This is a genomic window from Rhodanobacter thiooxydans, from assembly GCF_030291135.1.
Lineage (GTDB): Bacteria > Pseudomonadota > Gammaproteobacteria > Xanthomonadales > Rhodanobacteraceae > Rhodanobacter > Rhodanobacter thiooxydans_A.
Map to the genome: position 1 here is coordinate 1,935,137 of NZ_CP127409.1, position 25,108 is coordinate 1,960,244.

Genomic DNA, 25,108 nt, shown 5'->3' on the forward strand with positions numbered 1-25,108 from the left:
CACGCCTGTGGCGTTCGCCGGCCCGACCCTCGCATGCAAAAGAAACCGATTTTCTTCGACCCCACCGGCCGGCGGGCCAGCCACGTCTCGCGGCTGGCGCTGGCCGCCGCGGTGATCAGCACGCTGTTCGTGGTGGCGTGCGCGGCCAGCCTGTTCGTGTGGCCCAGCATGGTCGGCCTGCACATCGGCGAACACAGCCGGACCCGGCACGCGCTGGCCAACGTGAAGGCCGCCGAACCGGAGCTGCTGAAGCCGGCGGCGCGGCTGGCCGCCGAGGTGCGCGCCCGGCAGAAACTGCTGCACCCGCCGCGCACGCATGCCGGCAAGGCTTCCGGGCACGCGCCGCCGCTGTCGCTGGACAAGCCCGCCGGGCGGCCGCTGGCAGTTGCCTTCTACGTCAACTGGGACGAAAGCAGCTACCCGTCGCTGAAGCGCGGCTTGCCCACGCTGGACTGGGTCATCCCCTCGTGGATGTACGTTTCCGGCCCGGACATGGCGTTGCACACCGAGATCGACGCCAAGGCACTGAAGCTGATCCGCTCGCAGAAGCCCTCCACGCCGATCCTGCCGCTGCTGCAGAACATGGTGAACATGGCCTGGGACGGCCCCGGCCTGGCGCGCATGCTGGCCGACCCGGCGGTACGCCAGGAGCGCATCGCGCAGATCGTCGCCTTCATCGACGCCAACCACTTCCAGGGCGTGACCGTCGACTTCGAGGATGTGCCCCCAGCCTCGCAGAAGGATCTGAAGGCCTTCCTCGGCGAGCTCAAGGACGCGTTCGATCCGCATGGCTGGGGCATCGTGCTGTCAGTGCCGTTCGACGATGCCGACTGGGACTACGCCGGCTACGCCGACATCGTGAACTTCGAGCTGCTGATGGCCTACGACCAGCACTGGGCCGGCAAGGACCCCGGCAGCATCGCCGGCCAGGGCTGGTTCGAGGACACGCTCGACAAGCGCATGAAGGTGCTCGACCCGAACCAGGTGATCGTGGCGATCGGCAGCTACGGCTACGACTGGTCGCATGGCAAGAACGCCGAGGCGCTGACCTTCCAGGACGCGATGGATCGCGCCAGCGACGCGCAGGCCACCATTGCGTTCGACCCGGATACGCAGAACCCGACCTTCTCCTACGGCGAGGACGACGGCAGCACGCACCGGGTCTGGTTCCTCGATGGCGTCACCGCCTACAACCAGATCCACGCCGCCGACGACTACCAGCCATACGGCTACGCGCTGTGGCGACTGGGCTCGGAAGACCCCTCGGTGTGGTCGGTGCTGGGGCGCCCCTATGGCACCGCCGCACCGGATGCGCTGCGCACCATCGGCCAGGGCGAGGACATCGACATCCAGGGCCAGGGCGAGGTGCTGGAAATCGCCGCGCAGCCGTCACCCGGCGCACGCACCATCGAGGTCGACAAGGACGACGGCAGCATCGACGACGAGAGCTACAGCGCGCTGCCCAGTTCCTACGTGATCCGCCGCGCCGGCACGCTGCCGCACAAGATCGCGCTGACCTTCGACGACGGCCCGGACGCGCAGTGGACGCCGCAGATCCTCGACATCCTCAAGGCCAAGCACGTGCCGGCGACGTTCTTCATCATCGGTGCCAGCGCCGAGATGTCGCCGAAACTGGTGCAGCGCGAGGTGGCCGAAGGCCACGACGTCGGCAACCACACCTTCACCCACCCCAACCTCGGCGACACCCCGCCCGGCATCGTGTCGCTGGAACTCAACGCCACCCAGCGCCTGTTCGAGGCGCTCACCGGCCACTCGATGCGGCTGTTCCGCGCGCCCTACTTCGGCGATGCCGAACCGACCACCGCCGACGAGCTGGTGCCGATCGGCATCGCGCAGAAGATGGGCTACATCTCGGTCGGCCTGCACGTCGACTCGGAAGACTGGCAGCGCCCCGGCGTGGACCAGATCGTCAACAACGTGCTGACCCAGGTCGCCGCCAGCAATTCCGAGCGCACCGGCCAGGTGGTGCTGCTGCACGACGCCGGCGGCGAACGCTCGCAGACGGTGGCGGCGCTGCCGCGCATCATCGACGGCCTGCGTGCGAAGGGCTACGACTTCGTCACCGTGTCGACGCTGGCCGGGCTCACCCGTGAGCAAACCATGCCGTCGCTGCCGCCCGGCTCGCTGTCGCGCTGGGCCGACCGCTCGGTCTTCCTCGCACTGGGCTGGTTCGGCCACCTGATCGGCTGGCTGCTGACCACCGCCATCACCCTGGGCGTGGCCCGGCTGCTGCTGCTCGGCGGCCTCGCCCTGTTCAACCGCTGGCAGGAACGCCGGCGCGTGATTCCGACCCTGCCGGATGACCCGCCGCTGGTCTCGGTGCTGATCCCCGCCTACAACGAGGAGAAGGTGATCGTCAGCTCGATCCGCCGCATTCTCAAGAGTCGTTACACCAACCTCGAGGTGATCGTGGTCGACGACGGCTCCACCGATGCCACCTCGGCAGTAGTGCGTGAGCACTACGCCAGCGAGCCACGCGTGCGGCTGATCAGCATCCCCAACGGCGGCAAGGCGCACGCGGTCAACACCGCGCTGCGCGAGTCGAACGGCGCGGTGGTGGTGGCACTGGATGCCGACACCCAGTTCGAGCCGCACACCATCTCGCGGCTGGTGCGCTGGTTCGCCGACCCGAAGGTCGGCGCCGTGGCCGGCAACGCCAAGGTCGGCAACCGGATCAACCTGATCACCTTGTGGCAGGCGCTGGAATACATCACCGCGCAGAATCTGGAACGCCGCGCGCTGGCCGCGCTGGGTGCGATCACCGTGGTGCCGGGCGCCGTCGGCGCGTGGCGGCGCGAGGCGCTGGAACAACTGGGTGGCTTTCCTGCCGACACGCTGGCGGAGGACCAGGACCTCACCATCGCGGTGCAGAAGGCCGGCTACCACACCCTGTTCGATGCCGAAGCGATCGCCTGGACCGAAGCGCCTGACACCGCCCGCGGCCTCGCCCGCCAGCGCTTCCGCTGGGCCTACGGCACCCTGCAATGCCTGTGGAAACACCGCGACGCCACCTTCAACCCGCGCTACGGCGCGCTCGGCACGGTGGCGCTGCCGCAGGTGTGGCTGTTCCAGATCCTGTTCTCGGTGGTGTCGCCACTGGTCGACCTGGTGCTGGTGTGGCAAATCGTCAGCACCGGCATGGACTACCTGCAGCACCGCGCCCAGTTCGACGACACAAACCTGCTGCGTATGCTGGCGTTCTACGCCGCCTTCATGGCGGTCGACCTGGGCGCCTCGGCGCTGGCCTTCGCGATGGAGAAGAAGGAGAAGTGGAGCCTGCTGTGGTGGCTCGTGCTGCAACGCTTCGGCTACCGCCAGCTGATGTACTACGTGGTGGTGCGCTCGGTCTGGACCGCCATCCGCGGTCCGTCGGTAGGCTGGGGCAAGCAGGAGCGCAAGGCGACGGTGAATGCCAGCGAGGAATTGAAATCATGAGCGACGCCGGCGGGCACTGGTTCGCCAGCGGCTCCGCCAGCGCGGGCCGTTGCACAGATTGCTGATGGCCCCTGGCGGCAATGTGCGGCGCGACCGGCTCAGCCGGCGCCGCGCACGCGCATGGTCAGCCCCTTCAGGAAATTGCGCAGCAGCTGGTCGCCGCACAGCTTGAAGTTCTTGTGGTCGGTCTGGCGGAACAGCGCGCTCAGTTCGGGCTTGGAGACCGGGAAGCCGGCGCTTTCGAGGATCTGGTGCATGTCGACGTCCTTCAGCTCGAACGCCACGCGCAGTTTCTTCAGCACCACGTTGTTGGTGACGCGCTTCTCCGGCGGGCGCGGCGGGCGGTTGTCGTCCTTGCCGCGGCGATGGAACACCAGGCCGTCGAGGAACAGCGCCAGCACCTTGTTGCTGCATTCGACGTAGCCGGGCTCCTCGTCCTTCTTCAGGAACGCCTGCACGTCCTCCTTCGCGACCGGATAGCCCGCATCCGCCAGGTGGATGAGTTCCACCACCTTGCCGTCGCTGAGATCGAGCATGTAGCGGATGGCGCGCAGTACGTCGTTGTTGATCATGTCGTTCCGATGGGTCACTGAGGACGCCATGCTACCGCGCCACGCCCGTCGCGATTAACCCCGTTCACTGCACGCCCGCGTTTCATCTTCCACCACCGGAGGAGAAACCGCCCCATGACCGCGAAAGCCCTGTTGAGCACCCTGCTGCTGGCCCTGCTGGTGATCCTGGCCGGCTGCGGCATCTCGAAGAAACCCGTCGCGAACATGCCGGTGACGGCCGGTGCGACACCGGCCGAACCGGTACCGGTCAAACCCGTGGCACCCACCGATCAGATGGCGAATGCGGCTGCCACGCCGATGCCGACGAGCCTGCCGCCGGCGCCACCGCAGCAGCCCGCCCCCGCGATGCAGCGCATGATGACGGGCCAGGGCGTGGCCGCCAACGCCTACCTGGCGCACCCGATGCTGATGCTGCCGATGCCCGGCGACATCAACACCGAGAACTACACCCATCGCGACAGCAACTCGGTGCAACTGGTCAGCGAGCAGCCGGTGTCCACCTTCGGCATCGACGTCGACACCGGCTCGTACACCAACGTGCGGCGCATGTTGAACGCAGGCCAGCTGCCGCCGGCCGACGCAGTGCGCGCCGAAGAATTCATCAACTACTTCGACTACGGCTACACGCCGCCCGCCGATCGCGAACAACCGTTCAGCGTCACCACCGAACTGGCGCCGGCGCCGTGGAACGCGCAGCGGCAGCTGCTGCTGGTGGGCATCCAGGGCTACCGCGTGCCGGCCGCGCAGATCCCCGCCTCGAACCTGGTGTTCCTGATCGACACCTCCGGCTCGATGGACGAAGCGGACAAGCTGCCGCTGCTCAAGGCCTCGCTGAAACAGCTGGTGCGCGAACTGCGCAAGCAGGACCGGGTCGCCATCGTCACCTATGTCGGCGCCGCCGGTGTCACCCTGCCCTCCACCTCCGGCGACCAGCACGCCGCCATCGATGCCGCCATCGACAGTCTCCGCGCCGGCGGTTCCACCAATGGCGGCGCCGGCATCGAGCTGGCCTATGCGCAGGCCGAACAGGGTTTCATCAAGGGCGGCGTGAACCGGGTGATCCTGGCCACCGACGGTGATTTCAATGTGGGCACGGTGAGCGAGGCAGCGCTGAAGACCACCATCGAGGACCATCGCAAGAGCGGCGTGGCGCTGACCACGCTGGGCTTCGGCGAGGGCAACTACAACGACGCGATGGCGGTGATGCTGGCCGACGTGGGCAACGGCAGCCACCACTACATCGACAACCTGCAGGAAGGCCGCCGCGTGCTGGTCGACGAGATGTCCGCCACCCTGCTGACGATCGCGCAGGACGTGAAGATCCAGCTCGAGTTCAACCCCGCACAGGTGCAGGAATACCGCCTGATCGGCTACGAAAAGCGCCTGCTGAAGCGCGAGGATTTCAACAACGACCAGGTCGACGCCGGCGAGATCGGCGCGGGCGCCAACGTCACCGCGATCTACGAGATCACCCCGAAAGGCTCGGCTGCCGCGCGCATCGATCCACTGCGCTACGGCGCACGCTCAACGCCGACCGAAGGCGGTCATGAGCTGGCCTTCCTGCGCCTGCGCTACAAGCTGCCGGGACAGTCGACCAGCAAGCTGATCGAACGGCCGATCGCCGCGCATGCCGAAGCACAGGCCAGCGAACGCCTGCGCTACGCCGCCGCGGTGGCCGCGTTCGCCGATGCCCTGCGCGGCGGCAAGTATCTGGACGGCTACGGCTACGCGCAGATCGCGCAACTCGCCGGCGGCGCGCGCGGCAGCGATGTCGACGGCTACCGCGCCGGCTTCGTGCAACTGGTGAAGCTGGCCGACGGACTGGCCACGCACGGCCATGACGACGCCGGCAACACCGCGGCGCGCTGAGGCTGTTTGCCGGGCGGCGCAGGCAGAAGCACCCCACCCCAACCCTCCCCTGCACGCAGGGGAGGGAGCAGGAGTGGCACGCTCCGTACGCGGGAGCCGACTGTCTATGCCTGGCGCGGTGCTGCCGTGCTTTTCTCCTCCCCCTGCGTGCAGGGGGAGGCCGGGAGGGGGTGAGGCTTTGCGCAGAACACCCCACAACCTATCCGCCACCCGGCAATTTGCCTTACCCTCGCCCTCCATGGATGCTGCGGTCGATCCCGATGCAATGCTGATGCTGGCTTACGCACGCGGCGACCTCGCCGCGTTCGAGGCGCTGTACGCACGTCATCGCGGCATGCTTTACCGCTTCCTGTTGCGCAGCATGCGTGATCCGCAGCGCGCCGACGAGCTGTTCCAGGAAACCTGGAGCCGGGTGATCGGCGCGCGGGAGCGCTACCAGCCGCAGGCGAAGTTCAGCACCTGGCTGCTGCAGATCGCGCACAACCTGATGATCGACGGCATGCGCCGCCAGCGGCCGATGGCCGACGGCGACGAGGCCGAAGCCGCGCTGGCCAACGTCGCCATGCCGGAGCAGGAACAGCCCGATCACGCCCTGTCCGCGTTCGAGCGCCGGCGCAGCCTGCAGCGCGCAATCGAGCAGTTGCCGGACGAGCAGCGCACCGCGGTACTGCTGCGGCTGGAACAAGAACTGAGCCTGGAGGAGATCGCCGTGATAACGGGCGCCGGCCGCGAAACGGTGAAGTCACGCCTGCGCTATGCCATGACCCGTCTACGCGAAGTTCTGTCCGAATGACTACCCCACTGCCACCACAGGATCCGCGCGCGCCGGACGAGAGGCTTCCCGGCGAAGCCGAGCTGGCCGCGCTGTATCGCCAGCTGCCGCAGAGCGAGCCCGGCCCGGCGCTGGACGCGGCCGTGCTGCGCGCCGCCGCGCAGGCGCTGGAACCGAATGGCGCGCAGCCCGCCGTCCTCGCTCCCGCAGCGCCAGCCGGGTCGGCCAGGAAACTCCGGCCACGCTGGCTGGTCGGCCTGAGCAGCGCAGCCGCCCTCGTGCTCGCCGCCGGGCTCACCTGGCGCATGCACGAATCGCCCCGAATCGAATCCGCACCGGTCGCGAACGGCAGCGTTGCACCGGTGCAGGCCAAGGGCATCGCTGCGGCATCCAACGCACCTGCGCCACCCGCTCCGGCAGCTGCACCGCCGGAGCAAGCTGCCCCCCTGACCCTTGCCGCAACGCCTCCCGCGCGCATGGCCGCCAGGCCACGCCAGATCGTGGCCGACAAGCAGGCCGCGCCTGCCGCTCGCAAAGAGCAACTGGCAGGCGCGACGCGGCGTGCCACGGCCGAGGCGAATGCACCAGCCGACAGCGGGATTGCCGCCAAGACGGCCCAGCCCGTGGCGGCGGAAGCCGCCGCCGGTATGCCGTCCATGCAGGCCACGATGGTCGCCGCGCCGGCGCCACCCGCCGCTGCAGCCGACACCACGGCGAACACCAGCGACACGCCGGCGCAGGAACTGGACAAGATCCGGCAACTGTTCGCGCAAGGCCACGACGATGAGGCACGGCAGCGCCTGGCCGCGTTCCGGCTGGCGCATCCGCAATGGAAGCTGCCGCCGGAACTGCAGGCGACATTGCGCCAGCCATGAGCGAGGCGTTGTCCACGCTGGCCCAGCCGTGCCGCCACCAGGAAGAGATCAGGAAAAGCCGCTTCCTCGCGCTGGCCGCTCCGGTCGAGTCCACCGAACAGGCAATGGCCTTTGTGCGCGAGGTGGGTGACCCCTCCGCCACGCACAACTGCTGGGCCTGGCGCATCGGCCAGGACTACCGCTTCAACGACGACGGCGAACCTGGCGGCACCGCCGGCCGGCCGATCCTGCAGGCGATCGAGGGACAGGGCATGGACCGCGTCGCGGTCGTGGTAACGCGCTGGTACGGTGGTATCAAGCTCGGCGCCGGCGGCCTGGCGCGTGCCTATGGCGGCACCGCGGCGGAATGCCTGCGCCGCGCCGAACGCGTGACTATCGTGGCGATGGCGCGGCTGGGCCTGCGCTGCGACTTCGCCGAACTGGCCCTGCTCAAGGCCCGCCTGAAAGACCTGCAGGCCGAGGTCGAGCACGAGGCATTCGGCGCCGACGGCGTGGAACTGCAACTGCGCCTGCCGGACAGCCGCGTCGCCGAGGCATGCCTGCGCATCAGCGACATCAGTCGTGGCCGCAGCGAGGCGCGGCGGCTGGACTGAGCCTCCATCGCGCGGCCGCGGATTGAATCGGCGGCAAGCCGCCCCACCTTGAACGGATCGCCCGTGCGCGGGCCCGCGTCATCCTTGATCCGCCTGCGAGAGCCCATGAGCGACGCCGCCACCGACACCTCCCGTCCTGCCCGCCGCATCGGCGCGCTGCGCGAACTCTGGCCGTTCCTGAAGCCGCACCGCGCGCTCGCGCTCGGCTGGCTGCTGTTCCTGGGCCTGTCCTCCGGCGCCTCGCTGGTGCTGCCGCTGGCCTTCCGCCACATCATCGACCAGGGTTTCGGCCACTCCAGCAACACCGTCATCAACCAGACCTTCATCGCGCTGTTCGGCGTGGCGCTGGTACTGGCCTTCGCCACCGCCGCGCGCTACTTCTGCATCACCCTGCTGAGCGAGCGGGCGCTCGCCTCGCTGCGGCAGACGCTGTACGCGCACGTGATCCGTCTCGACGTGGGCTTCTTCGAAAAGAGCCGCGTGGGCGAGCTGCTGTCGCGCCTCAGTGCCGACACCGAGGTGGTGCAGGCGCTGATCGGCTCGGGTGTGTCGGTGGCGCTGCGCAGCGCGGTGATGCTGGTGGGTGCGGCGGTGGCGATGGTGTGGACGGCACCGTCGCTGGCCGGCCTCACCGCACTGGTGATCCCGGCGGTGATGCTGCCGATCCTGGTGTTCGGCCGCCGCGTGCAGAAGCTGTCGCGGGCCAGCCAGGACCGCCTCGCCGACGCCGCCGCGATCGCCAACGAAACGCTCAACGCCTCCACCGCGGTGAAGGCGTATGCGCGCGAGCGTATCGAGAGCACCCGCTACGGCAGCGCGATCGCCCGCGCGCTGGCCACCGCGCGCCGGCGCATCGGCATGCGCGCGCTGCTGACCATGGCGGTGATCGTGCTGGTGTTCGGCGCGATCACGCTGGTGCTGTGGGCCGGCGCACGCCACGTGCTGGCCGGCACCCTGGGCGCCGGTGTGCTGGGCCAGTTCGTGCTGTATGCGGCGTTCGCCGCCGGCTCGGTGGCGGGCCTGTCCGAAGTGTGGGGCGACGTGCTGCGCGCGGCCGGCGCGATGGAGCGCATCGGCGAACTGCTGGGCGAACGCGCCGACATCGTCGACCCGGCGCAGCCGCGCGCGCTGCCGCAACCGATGCGCGGCGAGCTGCGCTTCGACGGCGTGACCTTCCACTACCCCACCCGCCCCGATACGGCGGCGCTGCACGACTTCACTTTGACCGTGCGCCCGGGCGAGACGGTGGCCTTGGTCGGCCCCTCCGGCGCCGGCAAGAGCACGGTGTTCGCCCTGCTGTTGCGCTTCTACGACCCGCAGAGCGGCAGCATCCGCATCGACGGCGTCGACCTGCGCGAAACCACCCTGGCTGGCCTGCGTGGCGCGATCGCGCTGGTGCCGCAGGAGACCGTGATCTTCGCCGGCAGCGCCGCCGACAACATCCGCTTCGGCCGCCAGGATGCCGGCGACGACGAAGTGCGCGAGGCCGCCCGCGCCGCCGAGGCGCACGAATTCATCAGCGCGCTGGAGCACGGCTACGACGCCGAACTGGGCGAACGCGGCGTGCGCCTGTCCGGTGGCCAGCGCCAGCGCATCGCGATCGCCCGCGCGATCCTGCGCGACGCGCCGCTGCTGTTGCTGGACGAGGCCACCTCGGCGCTGGACGCGCAATCGGAAGCCGCGATCCAGCAGGCGCTGGCACGGCTCGAACAGGGCCGCACCACGCTGGTGATCGCCCACCGCCTCGCCACCGTGCAGCGCGCCGACCGCATCGTGGTGATGGACGGCGGCCGCATCGTGGCGCAGGGCACGCACGAGAGTTTGCTGGCCGAGGGCGGCCTGTACGCGGAGCTGGCAAGGCTGCAGTTCGTGGCCTGACCGTAGCTTCCCCCTGCCTGCAGGGGGAGGTTGGAGGGGGTCAAGCTTTTGACTTTGCACCCATGCCTGACGAAGAGCACCCCTCACCTGAAGGACTCCCTTCGGTCGCCCAACCCTCCCCTGTTGCGCAGGGGAGGGAGAAGGCTGGAATCAGCCGGCCAGCGTCGCGTTGTCGATCACGAAACGGTACTTCACGTCGCTCTTCACCATGCGGTCGTAGGCCTCGTCGATCTGCTGTGCCGTGATCATCTCGATGTCGGCGACGATGCCCTTGTCCGCGCAGAAATCCAGCATCTCCTGGGTTTCGGCGATGCCGCCGATCAGCGAGCCGGCGATGGCCCGGCGCTTGAAGATCAGGTTGGCGATGCTCGGCGACGGGTGCGGATGCTCCGGCACGCCGACCAGCACTAGGGTGCCGTCGCGTTTGAGCAGCGAGGTATATGCATCCAGCGAGTGGCTGGCGGCCACCGTGTTGAGGATCAGGTCGAAACTGCCCGCATGCGCCTTCATCTCGTCGGCGTTGCGCGAAACCACCACCGCGTCCGCACCCAGGTCCAGCGCCGCCTGGCGCTTGCTCTCCGAACTGGTGAACGCCACCACGTACGCGCCCATCGCGTGCGCGATCTTCACGCCCATGTGGCCCAGCCCGCCGATGCCGACCACGCCGACCTTCTTGCCCGGGCCGGCGTTCCAGTGCCGCAACGGCGAGTAAGTGGTGATGCCCGCGCACAGCAGCGGCGCGACCGCCGCCAGCTGCTCCTCGGGATGGCGGATCTTCAGCACGAACTTCCGGTCCACCACGATGCGCTGCGAGTAGCCGCCCAGCGTGTGGCCGGGTGCGTCCGAAGTCGGACCGTTGTAGGTGCCGACGAAGCCGTTCTCGCAGTACTGCTCCAGCCCTTCGTCGCAGGACGCGCAATGCTGGCAACTGCCCACCAGGCAGCCCACGCCCACCGTGTCGCCAAGCTTGAAGCCGGTCACCGCGCTGCCCACGGCGCTGACGTGGCCGACGATCTCGTGGCCGGGCACGCAGGGATACAACGTGCCGCCCCATTCGGAGCGCACCGTATGCAGGTCGGAATGGCAGACGCCGCAATAGGCGATGTCGATCTGCACGTCTTGCGGACCAGGCGCGCGGCGCTCGATATCGATCGGCTGCAGCGGCTTGTCGGCGGCGTGGGCGCCGTAGGCTTTGGTCGTCATGGGGTTTTCCTGGCTGGGGAACGGGAGTGGGAACGAAGGAATGGGGTCAGGATGCCAGACCCACAAGGTATTCCTTGTCAGTGACCTTCTCCATCCATTCGACCACCTTGCCGTCCTTCGCTTCCTGGATGGCGATATGGGTCATCGCCGTGGTCGGCGTGGCGCCGTGCCAGTGCCGGTGGTTCGGTGGACAGCTGATGATGTCGCCGGCGTTGATCTCGACGATCGGGCCGCCTTCGCACTGGGTCCAGCCCTTGCCGGAGGTGACGATCAAGGTCTGTCCGAGCGGATGGGTGTGCCAGGCGCTGCGCGCACCCGACTCGAAGGTCACGAAGGCTCCGGAGATGTTCGCGCCGTCGGCACCCTTGAATGGTGAATCGATGCGCACCTTGCCGGTGAAGTACTCAGCCGGCCCGGTGACGGAGGGCTGCGAGCCGTTGCGGATGATGTCCATGGTCGTTGCTCTGATGAATGAAATAGGTGCCAGACATGCGGAATGAGAGCGCGTGGCCATTCGATACTTCGAGGGACCCCGCTCATGCCTGATCGATCGGTCTTGCTCAGGCCGGGGCACCCTCGTTGATCACTTTTATGGCATTCAACGTACGTGGATAACCGATGAAGGGCAAAAGCTGCGTGACGGTTGCGATGAGCGTCTGACGGTCGTTGCCCATGGCCAGGTTGCCCGCGAGGTGAGCCGTCAGCTGCGGCTCGCAGCCGCCGAGCGAGGCGAGGATGGCGAACGTCAGCAGTTCACGTGTCTGCAAATCCAGGCCGTGGCGCGTGTAGTAGTCGCCGAAGCAGTTCGCGGAGAGGAAGCGCGGGATGTGTTCGAGATCCGCGGGTGACTGCGCGGCCGACGTCTTGCTGCGGTCGCCGAAGATCCGCCTCTGCGTCTCCATCCCCTTGTCGAAGCGCGTCTGCGCCGTGGTGGTCGCCTGCGCCGGCAGCGGCAGGTCGATGCCACGTTCCTTGAACACCTCGTTGGTGGCGTGCAGGAAGTCGAACGCCCTGGCCATGCCCACGTAAGGCACAGCCTGATACAGGATCTCTTTCGCCTGCACCGGCGTCACGCCGACGTTGAGCGCGCCGCCAAGCATGACGCAGTATTCGTTCACCGCCTGGCAGGCGATCAGCGCCGCCAGTTGCACCATCAGGCGCAGGCGGATATGCATCTCGGTGGCTTCAATCACCTCGTCGAAGGCCCAGTTGTCGAAGATCTCGATCAGCTCGGGGTCGGTGACCTTCAACGTGGAGACGTGGCCGGGAAACAGTTGCTTGTGATTGCGCAGTGCGGCTTCGGTAATTGCCATGGTGTTGCCTCATTGATCCTGGTTACTTGCCCACGAGCGCAGCCAGGTGGGCCGGATAGCGATCGCCCTGCACCTGGATATGGGCGAGAGCATCCTCGATCTGGCGCAGTTCACTGGCGTTCAAGGTGATTGCGGCGGCGCCGATGTTTTCCTTCAGGCGATGCAACTTTGTGGTGCCCGGAATCGGCACGATCCACGGCCTCTGCGCGAGCAACCACGCCAGCGCAATTTGCGCCGGTGTCGCCTGCTTGCCGGCTGCGATCTTGCCAAGCAGCTCGACCAGCGTCTGGTTGGCCTGGCGTGCTTCCGGCGAGAAGCGCGGCACGATGTTGCGGAAGTCGTCCTTGGCGAACGCCGTGCCCGCATCGATCTTGCCGGTGAGGAAACCCTTGCCGAGCGGGCTGAACGGCACGAAGCCGATGCCCAGTTCCTCACACGTCGGCAGCACGTCTTGCTCGGGCTCGCGCCACCACAGCGAGTATTCGCTTTGCAGCGCGGCGACCGGCTGCACCGCATGCGCACGGCGGATCGACTGCACCCCCGCTTCGGACAGGCCGAAGTGCCTGACCTTGCCTTCCGTGATCAGCTCCCTGACGGTGCCGGCCACGTCTTCCATCGGTACGTTGGGATCGACGCGGTGCTGGTAGAACAAATCGATGCGATCGGTCCGCAAGCGCTTGAGCGACGCGTCAGCGACGGCGCGGATGCGCTCCGGCCGACTGTCCGTGCCGGTCTTCGAATCGCCATCCTTGAAGCCGAACTTGGTGGCGATCACCACCTGGTTGCGGATCGGCGCCAGTGCCTCGCCGACCAGTTCCTCATTGGTGAACGGCCCATAGGCCTCGGCGGTGTCGAAGAAGGTCACGCCGTTGGCAAAGGCATCACGGATCAGCGCGATCGCCTCCTGTTTGCCCGGGCCTGGGCCGTAGCCGAAGTTCAGGCCCATGCAGCCGAAGCCGAGGGCCGAGACGTCAAGGCCGCTACGGCCAAGGGTGCGCGTTTGCATCGCATTGCTCCGCTAGGGAGTGGTGATGCGCCTAGTCTGGACCTCCCGATTTAACTTGATTAGCCGGTGCAATGAGAATGCACTTATGATTTCCACTCATCAATGAGCTCCGGTCATGGCACGCGAAAACTACAACGATCTGCTGGCCTTCCTCGCCGTGGCGCGCGAGCGCAGCTTCTCGCGGGCTGCCGCGCAGCTTGGCGTGTCGCCCTCGGCGCTCAGTCATACCATCCGCGCCCTGGAAGCCCGGCTTGGTCTGCGCCTGCTCACCCGCACCACGCGAAACGTTGCTCCCACTGAAGCGGGCGAACGACTGTCCAGGGAGCTGACGCCGAACTTCGAGGACATCGACGCGGCGCTCGCCAACCTGAGCGAACTGCGCGACAAGCCCAGCGGCACCCTGCGCATCACCACCGGCGAACATGCCGCCAGCACCATCCTGTGGCCGGTGCTGCGCAAGCTGCTGCCGGATTACCCGGACATCCGCGTCGAGGTGATCAGCGATTCCAGCCTGACCGACATCGTGGCCGAACGCTTCGATGCCGGTATCCGTCTGGGCGAGCAGGTAGCCCGGGACATGATCGCCGTACCCATCGGTCCACCAATGCGGATGGCGGTGGTCGGCTCACCAGGCTACCTGGCCTCACGCCCGCCGGTGAAAACACCGCGCGACCTCACCGGCCACGACTGCATCAACATCCGCTTCCTCACCCACGGCGGCCTGTACGCCTGGGAGTTCGAGAAGAAGGGCCACGCCTTGAACGTGCGCGTGGATGGACGGCTGACTTTCAACAGTACTCGCCACATCCTCGCAGCGACACTCGATGGCTTCGGCCTGGCCTGCGTGCCCGAAGATATGGTCGAGACGGACATTGCTGACGGCAAATTGCAACGCCTCCTCGCCGACTGGTGTCCACCCTTTCCCGGCTACCACCTCTACTACCCAAGCCGACGGCAATCTTCGCCGGCGTTCTCGTTGTTGGTGAAAGCGCTGCGAAAAAGCAGCTGACAAAAACGGCGCTGGTCGCGCAACGACAAACCTGTCCCGGCGGAAGAGCGGCCAAGGACAGAGCGGCCCTGCCGATCGACCAGACGCTGCGCAGGGCAAGGGAAGTTCCAACCCCCACGCCTGCATGAGCGAAAGAGGAAACCCGACCATTCCTTCGTGCCGAGTCTGCTGGAGCGCTGGCGGCGGGTGCCCACGGCATGGAAATACTTCGACAGGCCCCGCACGGAACCGATCTCAACGGCAGGCGACATCCCCAGCCTGCCGCGTCGATATCCACGCCATCAGTTCGAGTCGGGTGTAATCCGCTTCGCCGACACCGTGCCGGTGACTCTCCCCAACACCGTTGTGCCATTCGGCGCGAACTGGGTAATCGAGACGCTGCCCGCATAGGTGTCGCCGCCGGCCCCGAGCTGAAGCTGCTCGCGGATATTGGTCGGCCCGATGAAGATGGTCCCGGTCGGGTCCCATGACAGCGCGTAATGGTTGAGCTTGTAGCCGTAGACGCTGGTGTGCCGAAAAACGCCCAGGCAGAAATTGCTGGTCATCGGGGCCCGGCCGGAATTCATGATTTCGGTGCCATCGGCGTGCCAGGACACGAAACCCGCATCCAGCTGGGCGCCGTCCGGGATGCCGACATTGCCCTTCGAGGTGAAGGTGAATTGCCACAGGCCGGTGATCGGATCGAGTTGCTGCAGGAGGTTGTCGGCGCTGACCGCGGCACTATTGGCCGCTGGCGAAGCCTGCAGGGCTGCCGCCGCCTCGACGGCCGCGGCCGCGCTGTCGGGTAGCGCGTGCGGCAACGACCAGTGGGGCGAGCTCATGCTGCGGTAGTCGGTGAGGTTGCAGGCGTGCGCCCCGGTGGAAAGCGTGGCGGCGGCCGTGCCCAGGATGGCAATGGCGATGGCGGTGTGCAGACGGGTATTCATGGCAGGTCTCCTCGCTGGATATTGGACCGGTGACTGGCCGCGCCGAGGCGGCGAGGACGTCACCGTGGAGCGTGCTATGCGCCAATCCGGGATTCATGAGGACGCGATAGGGAAATGATGAGAAATCGCGGCTTAAACGCTTGAACACGCCGTGCCACCCGGCGTGATAATGCGGCCATGGCCACCGGCAAACCCCAGCTATCCGCGCCAGCCGCGGGTTTTTTCTGCTTTGCCGACGTGCAGGTGGATGTCGGCGCGCATCGCCTGACCCGAGACGGCAACGAAATCGACATCGAGCCCAAGGCGTTCGCCGTACTGCTCGAATTCCTGGCCCATCCGGACCAGTTGCTCAGCCGCGATCAGCTGCTCGATGCCGTCTGGGGTCACGTCTATGTCACCCAGACAACGCTGAATCGCCTCGTCGTGCAGTTGCGACGAGCGCTGGGTGACGATATCAAGTCGCCCCGCTGCATCCAGACCGTGCACGGCCTGGGCTACCGCTTCATCGCGCCGCTCACCTGCACGCCTGGCATCACGTCCGTAGCCGTGAGTTTTGCACCACCGGTACACGCGCGCCTGCCCGAACGCACCGGCGCCCTGATCGGCCGCGAGCAGGCGATCATCGAACTGGGGAACCTGCTCGACAGCGCCAGGCTGGTCACCATCACCGGCCCTGGCGGCATCGGCAAGACGCAAGCTGCACTGGAAACAGCGCGGGTCTGCGCGCCGGGCTTTCCCGACGGCGTCTGGTGGTTCGACTTCACGGCCTGCACGAAGGACGAAGGGCTGGCGCAAATACTGGGGGACGCCTTCGGCATCCGCAGCTCGGATGGTGAGGACAACCCGCTGGAACGCTTGGCCGAGGTCCTGCGGCCGCGCCGGGTGTTGCTGGTGCTCGACAATTGCGAGCGGGTAGCCGAGCCGCTGGGGCGGATTGTCGAATCCCTGCTGTCCCTTTGCGCAGACCTTCGCATCCTGATCACCAGCCAGCAGCGCCTGCATTGCCCGGGCGAAGCGCTTTGCTTCCTGCCTCCCCTGGAAACGCCCGCGTCCGGCAGCTGGAGCACTGCCGACGAAATCGCGCAACTGATGACCGTGCCTGCGGTGCAACTGCTGATCACGCGCTCGCGTTCGCTGGCTTCGGGCTTCACGTTGACGGCGGCGAATGCCGCTGCCGTCGCCGAATTGTGCCGACACTTGGACGGCCTGCCGCTCGCCCTGGAACTGGCTGCCGCGCGACTGCGACTGCTCAGTCCCGAACAACTGCTGCTGCGCATGCAGGATCGTTTCCGATGGTTGGCGGATGTGCCCTCGGGCCGAACGCTTCACCATCAGACACTGAGCGCCCTGATCGCATGGAGCTTCGCGCTGCTGTCGGAACGGGAACAGGCGCTGCTGTGCGCCCTGGCCGTATTCGCCGGCGGCTGGACCTTGCATGGCGCCACGACCATTGGCGCCGTGTTCGAGCTCAGCGGCGAACAGACGCTGGATCTGCTGGGCGGACTCGTCGACAAGTCACTCGTCGCGGTCGACACCACGATCGACCCGCCGCGGTACGGCTTGCTCGACAGCGTGCGGCTGTTTGCACTGGAGCAGCTTGGCAAGAGCGGAGACGAGGCGCGCGTCCGGCGCGCGCACCTGAGGCATTGCATCGACTTCACCGCCCGCGTGGATGCGCAAGTGCGCGGCCAGCGCCAGCAGCTATGGGTCGGTCGCGTATTGCGCGAGAAGGCCAACCTGCAGGCGGCCTTCGAGTTTGCGCTGGCGCATGCGGATCTTGCCGATGAGGCGATCACGCTGTGCTCCAACCTGTGCTGGTACTTCCGGATCCAGGGTGACTATCGCCAGGCAAACCAGTGGATGGATCTGGCCCTGCGCCAATCCGATACGCAGAATCTGCATCGCGCGCGCGCGCTGATCGCCAACGGCATAGCCCACCATCATCGACAGACCACCAGCCCCGCCGCCTCGCTGCTTCAGGAAGGCATCGCGCTGGCCACGCGGCTGGGTGACGATGCGCTCGCCGCCTCCGGCCAGGGGGTGCTCGCATTCGAGCATGCGATCCACGGTGACTTCGACGGCTCGGAGCGCTGCGTGGAAGCCGCGCTCGCGGTCGCGCAAGCACAGGGTTCGGGCTGGTTGCGCTCGCTCGCGCTGCTGGGCCGCGGCATCGCCTGTGCGATGCGTGGGCAACATCGCGAAGCCGAGGCATGGATGAGCGAAGCCGCCGAGCTGACGGCGTCACCCGACCATGACGTCTTCCAGCACGGTTACGTGCTCATCAATCGGGCACTGCAGCGGTTCCATCTCGGCGATGCGCGCGGGGCGGCCCGTGACTGGCTGCGCACGCTCGACCTCAGCGTCGGTCTGCAGCACTGGCGCAGCGTTGCCGGCTGCATCGAGGGTGCGGCGTATCTCGTGCTCGGACAAGGCGATGCCGACTTCGCCGCGCGGCTGCTCGCCGCAGCGGCGCGCGCACGCGACCTGACCGGCGCGCCGCTGTTCCCGCAATGGCACGCCGCCCATGCCCAGGCCGAAACCTGCGCACGCGACCTGCTCGGAGAGGCATTCAAGGCCGCCCAGCAACAAGGTGCCGCGACGCGGATCGAAAAGGTGGTCGAGCTGACCCGCGCACGGCTGGCCGAGCTCAGCGCCTAGTTGTTGCGCACGGGCAAAAACAGTCCCGCCGGATCGTACCGCCGGCGCAAGTCCCGCAGGCGCGCGCGCGTGGCGGCATCGTGCGTCTGCGCTTGCCAGTCGCCGGCATCACCGGCGAAGTTCGCCTGCATGGCTGCGCGCGCCCAGAGCACGAGCGAACTGCGCAGGCCGCGGGCCCATCCGCGAATCTCCGGGATTTTCTCCGCCGCGCCGGCATGACCGATCGCGTTGATGAAAAAAGGCGCATCGCGATGCACGAAGGCGCCAGCATCAGCCGGCGCGGAGGCTACCGCGCCGCCAAGGTGATGCACATGCACTTCGCACAGGGGATCGGGCACCGCGGCCGCACTGCCAACCAGCACGTCGATCAGCGCGTCATCGAGCGCGTCGAGGGTCGAGGTTGTCCAGTAGTAGTAATCACCGGCTGGCGCCTGCGCATCGAACGACTGCTGCCAGGCCGCGTAGGGCATCACGCCGCCGATCTTGCCCAGCGGCACGCCGAAGCTGGTGAGCGGCGCGAGCGCCTGCTCGCCGTACGCGGGATCGCCACTCCAGCAGTAGGCCAGCGCAACGACGCGTTGACCGTGCACTGGCGCCGGCAGGAACGGCGCCGGCGGCGCCGTCGTGAACACCAGCATGAAAGTGGCCTGCTCCGGCGCCCGCGGCGTGAACTGGCGGAACGCACGCAGCAGCGCAGGCGCGGCTTCGATCGGATGGAACACGACGCCGGCAAGCACCTCGTTGACCGGATGCACGCGGAAGGCGAACCGCGTCACCACGCCAAGCCCGCCAGCGCCGCCGCGCAATGCCCAGAACAGATCGGCATGCTGGTCGGCGCTGGCGACGACACAGCGGCCATCGGCCAACACCACGTCGGCCGAGATCATGTTGTCGATCGCCAGGCCGCAATGCCGCATCAACCACCCCACGCCGCCACCCAGCGTGAGGCCGCCGACGCCAGTGCTCGACACGAAACCACCGGTGGTGGCGAGCCCGTGCGCTTGCGTCGCCGCATCGACCTCCCGCCACAGCGCGCCGCCTTCGACGTGCACGATGCCCGCCGGCACGTCGACTTCGACGTGATTCAGTGCGCCGAGGTCCAACATCAGCGCGCCATCACGCACGGCAAGACCGGCCACGTTGTGGCCACCGCCACGTATCGAGAGCGGCAGGCGTTCGCTGGCGGCGAACTTGACCGCGACGCTGACATCCTCGGCGTCGGCGCAACGCGCTATCGCCACGGGCCGGCGATCGATGGCACCGTTCCACACGCGCCGGCGCTGTTCGTAGTCCGCCTCGCCCGGGAGCAACAGCGGGCCGCGCATGGCGTCGGCCAATCGCTGCCATGTCTTCGCGTCCAGGCAACCCGGTTCGGCACTCATCATCCACCCCCATGCAACATCGGAAGGCACGCCGCCAGCATTCAGCGCTGTCCGCGGCACCGGGCTGACTATGAACCCGGCGCGACCGTGTTGTCATGAGGAAACGGTGAGAATTCAGCGAGAAGCCGCTCGACGTCCGGCGGGTCAGTGAACCGGTTGACTGGACTCCGCATCCACCGCCCGCTTGACCGCGGCCACGAACGCGCGCCGCGCGGCGACCAGTTCGCTGGACGTCGCGTGCGGCCACGCGCCGACCTGGGCGATCACCAGGTCACGCGCGGGATCGACGTAGACCATCTGGCCGAAGATGCCGATCGCGGCGTAGCTGCCGTCGGTATCGGTCCACCACAGGTAGCCGTAGCCGCGGTCGGGATCATCGACGCTTTCCTGGCGGCGCAGCGCGCCATCGAGCCAGGCCTTGGCGATCACCGGCTTGCCCGCGATGCGGCCGCCGTCGAGCATGAACTGCCCCAGCCGCGCGTAATCGCCCAGCGTGGCCGACAGGCCGCTGCCGCCGGTGTCGCTGCCATCGCATTCGTCCTTGATCCAGTACGCGTCGGCGGCCATGCCATACGGTTTCCAGATCGCCTGCGACAGGTAGGTGGCCAGCGAGCGGTGCGTGGCCCGCTGCACCAGGATGCCGAGCAGGTCGGTTTCCGCGGTGTTGTAGTTGAAGTGCGTGCCGGCCGGCCATTGCCGCGGCTGCTTGGCCAGGTAGGTGAGGATGTGCGCGCGGCCATCGACGCAAGCGTGCAGATACATCTGCGCCACGTCCGATTTCGCGTCGGCGTAGTCCTCGTTCCAGTGCACACCCGAGGTCATCGTCAGCAACTGCTGCACCGTGACCTTGGCGTAGGCGCTGTCGCGCAGTTCCGGGATGTAGGTGCCCAGCGTGTCGTCCATGCCGTGGATATAACCCTGCTGCAGGGCGATCCCCAGCAAGGTGGAGGTGACCGACTTGGCCACCGAGAACGACTCCCAGCGCTGCTCCGGCCCGAAGCCCGGCGCATAGCGCTGCAGGCGGATGCGGCCATGCTGCAGCACCATCACGCCGGCGAGGTGGTGCTGGTCCATGTAGCCGGCCAGCCACGCCGAGGCGTTCTGCTCCGGAACGACCAGCGGCTTGCCCTGCGGCAACGCATGGACGTGCGTGCCATGCGCGGCGCGGTCACTCGGGAACAGCTCGTACATCTTCCGGAACTGCGCCTCGCGCTGCGCCTGCGGCCAGAACAGCACCGTCTCGCGTTGCTGGCCGATGGTCGGGGTGCCCTGTTCGGCGGCTGTCGATGGCAACGGGACAGCAAGGCACAGTGCGGCAGCAAGCAGGCAGGCAAACGGGTTTGAACGCATGGCGCTATGTGTCGGGCAGTGGCGGAACCGCCATCTTACCGAGCCGTGACGCCGCGTCGAAGTACATGAACCGCACCCATGTCTTCACCCGACAGTCACGCGCGTTTTCACGCCATCGTCCGCAACGCGATGCTCCCATCTTGTGCGTACGGGTCGGCGTGCGTGCCATCCGCCGACCCGCACGCGTTGAACCACGCCTGCGCAAGCTGGCGACACCACTTCGTTACCGCACCAAGGAGCTCACCATGATCAAGCGCCTGCTTCCCCTGTTGATCGGACTGTCGGTCTGCGGTGTTGCCCTCGCGCAGACCATGCCGGCTACCAGCCAGCCGGCGACCAAGACCACGCAGACCACGACCACGGTGTCCACGTGGACGACGCAACCGCCCAGCGGCGCGCTGAGCGAAGACGCGATCAAGACCGCGATCGCCAACGCCGGCTACAAGGAAGTGAAGGGCCTTGGGTTCAGGGACGGCGTGTGGCGCAGCAAGGCCCGCGGTGGCAACAAGCAATGGGTCAAACTGGTGGTCGGCCCCGTCAACGGCAAGGTGTACGTTGCCGATGCACCATCCAAACTCAACCAGGACGAGGTCAAGGCCAAGCTCGTGGCGGCCGGCTACCAGGACGTCCACGACGTGGAGTTCGAGGACGGCCTGTGGAGCGCTGACGCCAGCACCGAACACGGCAACAAAGTCGACCTGCTGGTCGATCCGGACGACGGCAGCGTGGTGGCCAGGTCGCGCGATTGACACGCTCCGCTTGCAGTGATCACGGAAAACCCGGCGCCGTGGTGGCGCCGGGTTTCCTTTTTGCCGGGGCACACGCGACGGTTCATGCCGGCCGGTAGACGACGGCCATGGCACCCGAGTCGAAGGGCATCGCGCTGATCAGGCGCAGATCGACCGGACTGCGTAGTGCGCAGAACAGCGGCTGGCCCTGGCCCAGTACCACCGGATGAATGGCCAGTCGATATTCGTCGATGAGGCCGCAGGCAACCAGGCTTTGCGCAAACCGGGCGCCGCCATGCGCCAGGATGTAGTTGCCCGGCTGTTCCTTCAGCCGGAGAACTTCCTCCACCAGATCGCCGCGCGCCACCGCGGGCTCGGCCCAGGACTTGAGGGCCGCCGCGGTCGGCGTGGCGCCATGCCGCGCCGCATTGCGCGCCCTCGCTTCGGCGAGCGCGGCCGTCGTCTGGTCCGCCTGCGGGCCGCGCTCGATCCCCTGCCGCGAGAAAATGATCTTGGGAATGTCGTTCATCGGCGCTGCGATCGGCATCTCCGAATAGGGCCAGAACGCCGCCATGTCGTGATAGCTGCGGCTCCCCATGATGTGCACGCCGGCCCCGCGCAGCGTATCGAGAACCCACGCCGTGGAATCGGCCCCGCCAGAGGAGCGGAAGATCCAGTCGGCCTCGCCGTTTGGTCCGGCGACAAAGCCGTCCAGCGAGACGGACATCTTCAACACCAGCTTTCTCTTTGCAGCCGTTGAGCCAGCCATGATTCCTCCTTGGTCTTGCCGATGGTTTGTCGAGCCGGGACGCCCCTGTCGATGCGGGCCTCTTTGCAGGGTAACGACGAATGGCGGGAGCACGTTTCGACAGGGTCCGGGCACGGGTTCCGGGGAGCTGACCCGAAGCAACGCTTGTAAACCGCCTTCCGGAACAGGATGCTCTGCTCTCCCCCGACGCCTTGAGACAGAAGCACGGCCTCGTCGATCACCTCACCCTGGCAGACCGTCAGGATACCTCCCGCTTCCGAAAGAACCCTGCCAAGCCGGTGCGCCATGAGCAACGTCCTTACCATCCATGAATTCCGCGATGACCTCGCGGTGCACTTCCACGACATCAATGCGGAGTGGATCAACGCCATGTTCCGCCTCGAAGCCACCGATCGGGATGTGCTGGAGAACCCGCGAGCGAAGATCATCGACGCGGGTGGCGTCATTCTGTTTGTCGAGGCAAGCGGACTGGGGATAGTTGGTGCATGCGCCCTCCAGAAAACGGGAGCCACCAGCTATGAGCTCACCAAGATGGGGGTGCGCGAGTCGGCACGCGGCATGAAGGCCGGGGAGTTCCTGCTCGCCGCGATCATCGACCGGGCAAGATCGCTGGGAGCCGATCCCCTGTACCTGCTCACCAACGCCAAATGCGCCGCCGCCATTCACCTGTACGAGAAGCTTGGCTTCCAACACGATGCCGAGATCATGGCCCGGTATGGTGCGCGCTATCAAAGGTGCGACGTGGCCATGCGCTACCACGAGGAAGTCTTGCAGTAAGCCACCAAGGCTTCCGGCTGTGGCGGGCATTCCGCCTGGAGTCGGGAGCGGTCTTTCGCAGATTGAAGGCTGCATGGTTTGAAGCCCCAGCGCGCCCACTTGTTCACAAGACGCTTCAAGCCCACCGCGCGGGCAGAAACCGGCTGTTGCGCAGCAGTCCCGCCGAGACCAGCGACACCAGCACGCCGACCGGGAATATTTCCGCGAAAGTCATCGGTACTGGTCTGGCCCGGTCGGCACGATCGCCCAATTCAATGCCACGGGCGACGCTCCGGAAATTATCCCTGGCACCTTTTCCCGCCGCCGCCATTCACCTGTACGAGAAGCTTGGCTTCCAACACGATGCCGAAATCATGGCCCGGCATGGCGCGCGCTATCAAAGGTGCGACGTCGCCATGCGCTATCACGAGGAAGTCTTGCGGTAAGCCACCAAGGCTTCCGGCTGTGGCGGGCATTCCGCCTGGAGTCGGGAGCGGTCTTTCGCAGATTGAAGGCTGCATGGTTTGAAGCCCCAGCGCGCCCACTTGTTCACAAGACGCTTCAAGCCCACCGCGCGGGTAGGAACCGACCGTTGCGCAGCAGTCCCGCCGAGACCAGCGACACCAGCACGCCGACCGGGAATATTTCCGCGAAGGTCATCGGTACTGGTCTGGCTCGGTCGGCACGATCGCCCAATTCAATGCCACGGGTGACGCTCCGGAAATTATCCCTGACACTATTTTTGCCATTTTGCCACTATCGACTTGAATGAATCGTTAGGCCTCTGGACGCCGAATTGCTCGTAGGCGGGTCAGTTGGTTATCCCCGTATGGTGTAAGTGTCCAGTACGTTGCAGTGTCCTTGACGCTGCGGTTCTTCGTGCTCTTTGTAATGAGACCTAGTGCACGTAGCTGGACCTTAATCGTCTGAAAGTCGTCTCTACTTGCTTTGAACTCTAGAAGGTTCATCCCTTTCAAGGACTTCTGCTTCTCAAGCCCAGGCACCTCCTTGGATCGAACTAGACCGTTGAGGGCGGTTATCAAAGCGGGCTCGTCCGACTCGTTCATCATCAGCGGAGCTAGAGATGAAAAAATTTCATCCCAAGCGAGCGAGGTGCTGGCGCGGTACATCGTGCCATTGTGTGCCCAGCGGTCTTCCGAAGCGGCGAACGTGTAGTCGAGTGAGATCTCATCTTGGCCTTGCGCCAAAAGCCCCGCACCTTCTGGTGCTTCATTAGCTACCGAAGACAGCTTCTTCTCAAGCTCTTCGATGGTCCGGCGTAGAGACAGAATCTCTGTGGTGGCACTCTCTGAGGGAACCTGATCGCCACGAACCCACCCTATCGCAGGATGGGCTTTAATTAGTTTGACGAGACTACGACTAACCTGACTACCAAGATCCGAGGGCGAATCCCAGAACCGGCACATTCGTGTCTGCACGAAGTCACGAAATGATTCAAGCTTTTTCTTCCCCTCCAGAGATGTCTCAGACTTCTTGGCGACAATCTGGGATGGATCTTTATGCACGAAGCCTAGGATTGGCTTTCCATTCTCTAACGCGTAGCGGTACTCCATCTCGGTGTAGCTAAGTCCGTCCGGCCCAATACTGCCGTAACGGCCACCGAGGATGACCATGTAGTAATCGCAATCGTCAATCACCTTCTTTATAAGGGTCCATTGGTCTTCGTTTGCGGCAGGAAATAGCTCCATGCCGGATGGAATGCAGTCGAGCTCAAGCAGCGCCTGCATTACTTCCTGGCGCTCTTCCTGCAGGTCTGCGAAGGTTGAACTTACGAACACTTGATATCGCTTATCCACGGGTAGCTATCCTTAAAAACCTAATGCTATCTAGATTTTAAAATACAGTGCAATCCTATAGCCTATTCTAGGTGGCCACCTTTCAGGATAAGTTCTTAACCTAAAAATCAATGACTTGGCATCGTTGCTGCAACCTAATCCGGACCTTCCTCCGATTGACAGCCTGCCGCCGTAAA

21 protein-coding genes are annotated in these 25,108 nt (G+C 66.3%); 11 read left to right on the forward strand and 10 right to left on the reverse strand.

Going from position 1 to position 25,108, the window contains the following annotated elements; all coding sequences use genetic code 11:
- Nucleotides 1-33 precede the first annotated feature (33 nt).
- Nucleotides 34-3,456 carry a glycosyltransferase gene (locus QQA13_RS08765; RefSeq protein WP_108472943.1) on the forward strand — a complete coding sequence of 1,141 codons (3,423 nt, stop codon included), beginning with the start codon at nt 34-36 and terminating at the stop codon, nt 3,454-3,456.
- Nucleotides 3,457-3,554: 98 nt separating this feature from the next.
- On the opposite strand, the gene QQA13_RS08770 is transcribed toward QQA13_RS08765, so the two are convergent.
- The gene (locus QQA13_RS08770) at nt 3,555-4,028 is read right to left on the reverse strand and encodes a DUF1456 family protein (RefSeq protein WP_108472944.1); all 474 of its coding nucleotides are present in this window, start codon (nt 4,026-4,028) and stop codon (nt 3,555-3,557) included.
- A 114-nt stretch (nt 4,029-4,142) separates the two neighbouring features.
- Here QQA13_RS08770 and QQA13_RS08775 point away from each other — a divergent pair, with 114 nt between their 5' ends.
- The 5 genes from QQA13_RS08775 (at nt 4,143) to QQA13_RS08795 (ending at nt 10,015) form a co-directional block, all read left to right on the forward strand.
- The gene (locus tag QQA13_RS08775; RefSeq protein WP_108472945.1) at nt 4,143-5,897 is read left to right on the forward strand and encodes a vWA domain-containing protein; all 1,755 of its coding nucleotides are present in this window, start codon (nt 4,143-4,145) and stop codon (nt 5,895-5,897) included.
- A 238-nt stretch (nt 5,898-6,135) separates the two neighbouring features.
- The gene (locus tag QQA13_RS08780) at nt 6,136-6,690 is read left to right on the forward strand and encodes an RNA polymerase sigma factor (RefSeq protein ID WP_108472946.1); all 555 of its coding nucleotides are present in this window, start codon (nt 6,136-6,138) and stop codon (nt 6,688-6,690) included.
- Nucleotides 6,687-7,544 (forward strand): hypothetical protein, encoded by an 858-nt coding sequence (locus QQA13_RS08785; protein WP_108472947.1) that lies wholly within the window; start codon nt 6,687-6,689, stop codon nt 7,542-7,544. The genes QQA13_RS08780 and QQA13_RS08785 overlap by 4 nt, the downstream gene beginning before the upstream one ends.
- The gene (locus QQA13_RS08790; protein WP_108472948.1) at nt 7,541-8,137 is read left to right on the forward strand and encodes an IMPACT family protein; all 597 of its coding nucleotides are present in this window, start codon (nt 7,541-7,543) and stop codon (nt 8,135-8,137) included. Before QQA13_RS08785 ends, QQA13_RS08790 begins: the two co-directional genes overlap by 4 nt.
- 105 nt (nt 8,138-8,242) lie before the next feature.
- The gene (locus QQA13_RS08795; protein WP_108472949.1) at nt 8,243-10,015 is read left to right on the forward strand and encodes an ABC transporter transmembrane domain-containing protein; all 1,773 of its coding nucleotides are present in this window, start codon (nt 8,243-8,245) and stop codon (nt 10,013-10,015) included.
- Between the two features lie 150 nt (nt 10,016-10,165).
- On the opposite strand, the gene QQA13_RS08800 is transcribed toward QQA13_RS08795, so the two are convergent.
- The 4 genes from QQA13_RS08800 to QQA13_RS08815 form a co-directional block, all read right to left on the reverse strand.
- Nucleotides 10,166-11,218 (reverse strand): NAD(P)-dependent alcohol dehydrogenase, encoded by a 1,053-nt coding sequence (locus QQA13_RS08800; protein ID WP_108472950.1) that lies wholly within the window; start codon nt 11,216-11,218, stop codon nt 10,166-10,168.
- Between the two features lie 46 nt (nt 11,219-11,264).
- Entirely contained in the window at nt 11,265-11,672 is a 408-nt protein-coding gene (locus QQA13_RS08805; RefSeq protein ID WP_108472951.1) for a (R)-mandelonitrile lyase, read from the reverse strand.
- Between the two features lie 106 nt (nt 11,673-11,778).
- On the reverse strand, nt 11,779-12,468 hold the full coding sequence (locus tag QQA13_RS08810) for a carboxymuconolactone decarboxylase family protein (RefSeq protein WP_286041947.1): 690 nt from the start codon (nt 12,466-12,468) through the stop codon (nt 11,779-11,781).
- An 85-nt stretch (nt 12,469-12,553) separates the two neighbouring features.
- Entirely contained in the window at nt 12,554-13,537 is a 984-nt protein-coding gene (locus QQA13_RS08815; RefSeq protein ID WP_108472953.1) for an aldo/keto reductase, read from the reverse strand.
- Between the two features lie 115 nt (nt 13,538-13,652).
- On the opposite strand from QQA13_RS08815, the gene QQA13_RS08820 reads away from it, so the two are divergent.
- A complete protein-coding gene (locus QQA13_RS08820; RefSeq protein WP_108472954.1) occupies nt 13,653-14,546 on the forward strand; it encodes a LysR family transcriptional regulator in 894 nt (297 codons plus the stop codon).
- Nucleotides 14,547-14,827: 281 nt separating this feature from the next.
- On the opposite strand, the gene QQA13_RS08825 is transcribed toward QQA13_RS08820, so the two are convergent.
- Nucleotides 14,828-15,472, reverse strand: a complete 645-nt coding sequence (locus QQA13_RS08825; protein ID WP_108472955.1) for a hypothetical protein — start codon at nt 15,470-15,472, stop codon at nt 14,828-14,830.
- A gap of 177 nt (nt 15,473-15,649) precedes the next feature.
- On the opposite strand from QQA13_RS08825, the gene QQA13_RS08830 reads away from it, so the two are divergent.
- Nucleotides 15,650-18,130 (forward strand): ATP-binding protein, encoded by a 2,481-nt coding sequence (locus QQA13_RS08830; RefSeq protein ID WP_108472956.1) that lies wholly within the window; start codon nt 15,650-15,652, stop codon nt 18,128-18,130.
- Here QQA13_RS08830 and QQA13_RS08835 read toward each other — a convergent pair.
- Together QQA13_RS08835 and QQA13_RS08840 are read right to left on the reverse strand one after the other, a co-directional pair.
- Complete coding sequence (locus QQA13_RS08835; RefSeq protein WP_159082229.1) at nt 18,127-19,455, reverse strand: FAD-binding oxidoreductase; 1,329 nt, start codon at nt 19,453-19,455, stop codon at nt 18,127-18,129. The genes QQA13_RS08830 and QQA13_RS08835 overlap by 4 nt on opposite strands.
- Nucleotides 19,456-19,656: 201 nt before the next feature.
- Nucleotides 19,657-20,862: a serine hydrolase domain-containing protein gene (locus QQA13_RS08840; protein WP_108472958.1), complete on the reverse strand. Its 1,206-nt coding sequence runs from the start codon at nt 20,860-20,862 to the stop codon at nt 19,657-19,659.
- A gap of 245 nt (nt 20,863-21,107) precedes the next feature.
- Here QQA13_RS08840 and QQA13_RS08845 point away from each other — a divergent pair, with 245 nt between their 5' ends.
- Nucleotides 21,108-21,611: a PepSY domain-containing protein gene (locus tag QQA13_RS08845; RefSeq protein ID WP_108472996.1), complete on the forward strand. Its 504-nt coding sequence runs from the start codon at nt 21,108-21,110 to the stop codon at nt 21,609-21,611.
- Nucleotides 21,612-21,693: 82 nt separating this feature from the next.
- Here QQA13_RS08845 and QQA13_RS08850 read toward each other — a convergent pair whose 3' ends face one another.
- On the reverse strand, nt 21,694-22,317 hold the full coding sequence (locus tag QQA13_RS08850; RefSeq protein ID WP_234411389.1) for a dihydrofolate reductase family protein: 624 nt from the start codon (nt 22,315-22,317) through the stop codon (nt 21,694-21,696).
- A gap of 327 nt (nt 22,318-22,644) precedes the next feature.
- Here QQA13_RS08850 and QQA13_RS08855 point away from each other — a divergent pair, with 327 nt between their 5' ends.
- Together QQA13_RS08855 and QQA13_RS08860 are read left to right on the forward strand one after the other, a co-directional pair.
- Nucleotides 22,645-23,136 carry a GNAT family N-acetyltransferase gene (locus QQA13_RS08855; protein WP_108472960.1) on the forward strand — a complete coding sequence of 164 codons (492 nt, stop codon included), beginning with the start codon at nt 22,645-22,647 and terminating at the stop codon, nt 23,134-23,136.
- Between the two features lie 146 nt (nt 23,137-23,282).
- On the forward strand, nt 23,283-23,561 hold the full coding sequence (locus tag QQA13_RS08860) for a hypothetical protein (RefSeq protein ID WP_234411390.1): 279 nt from the start codon (nt 23,283-23,285) through the stop codon (nt 23,559-23,561).
- A gap of 330 nt (nt 23,562-23,891) precedes the next feature.
- On the opposite strand, the gene QQA13_RS08865 is transcribed toward QQA13_RS08860, so the two are convergent.
- Nucleotides 23,892-24,932 carry a DUF4062 domain-containing protein gene (locus tag QQA13_RS08865; protein ID WP_108472961.1) on the reverse strand — a complete coding sequence of 347 codons (1,041 nt, stop codon included), beginning with the start codon at nt 24,930-24,932 and terminating at the stop codon, nt 23,892-23,894.
- Between the last annotated feature and the right edge of the window lie 176 nt (nt 24,933-25,108).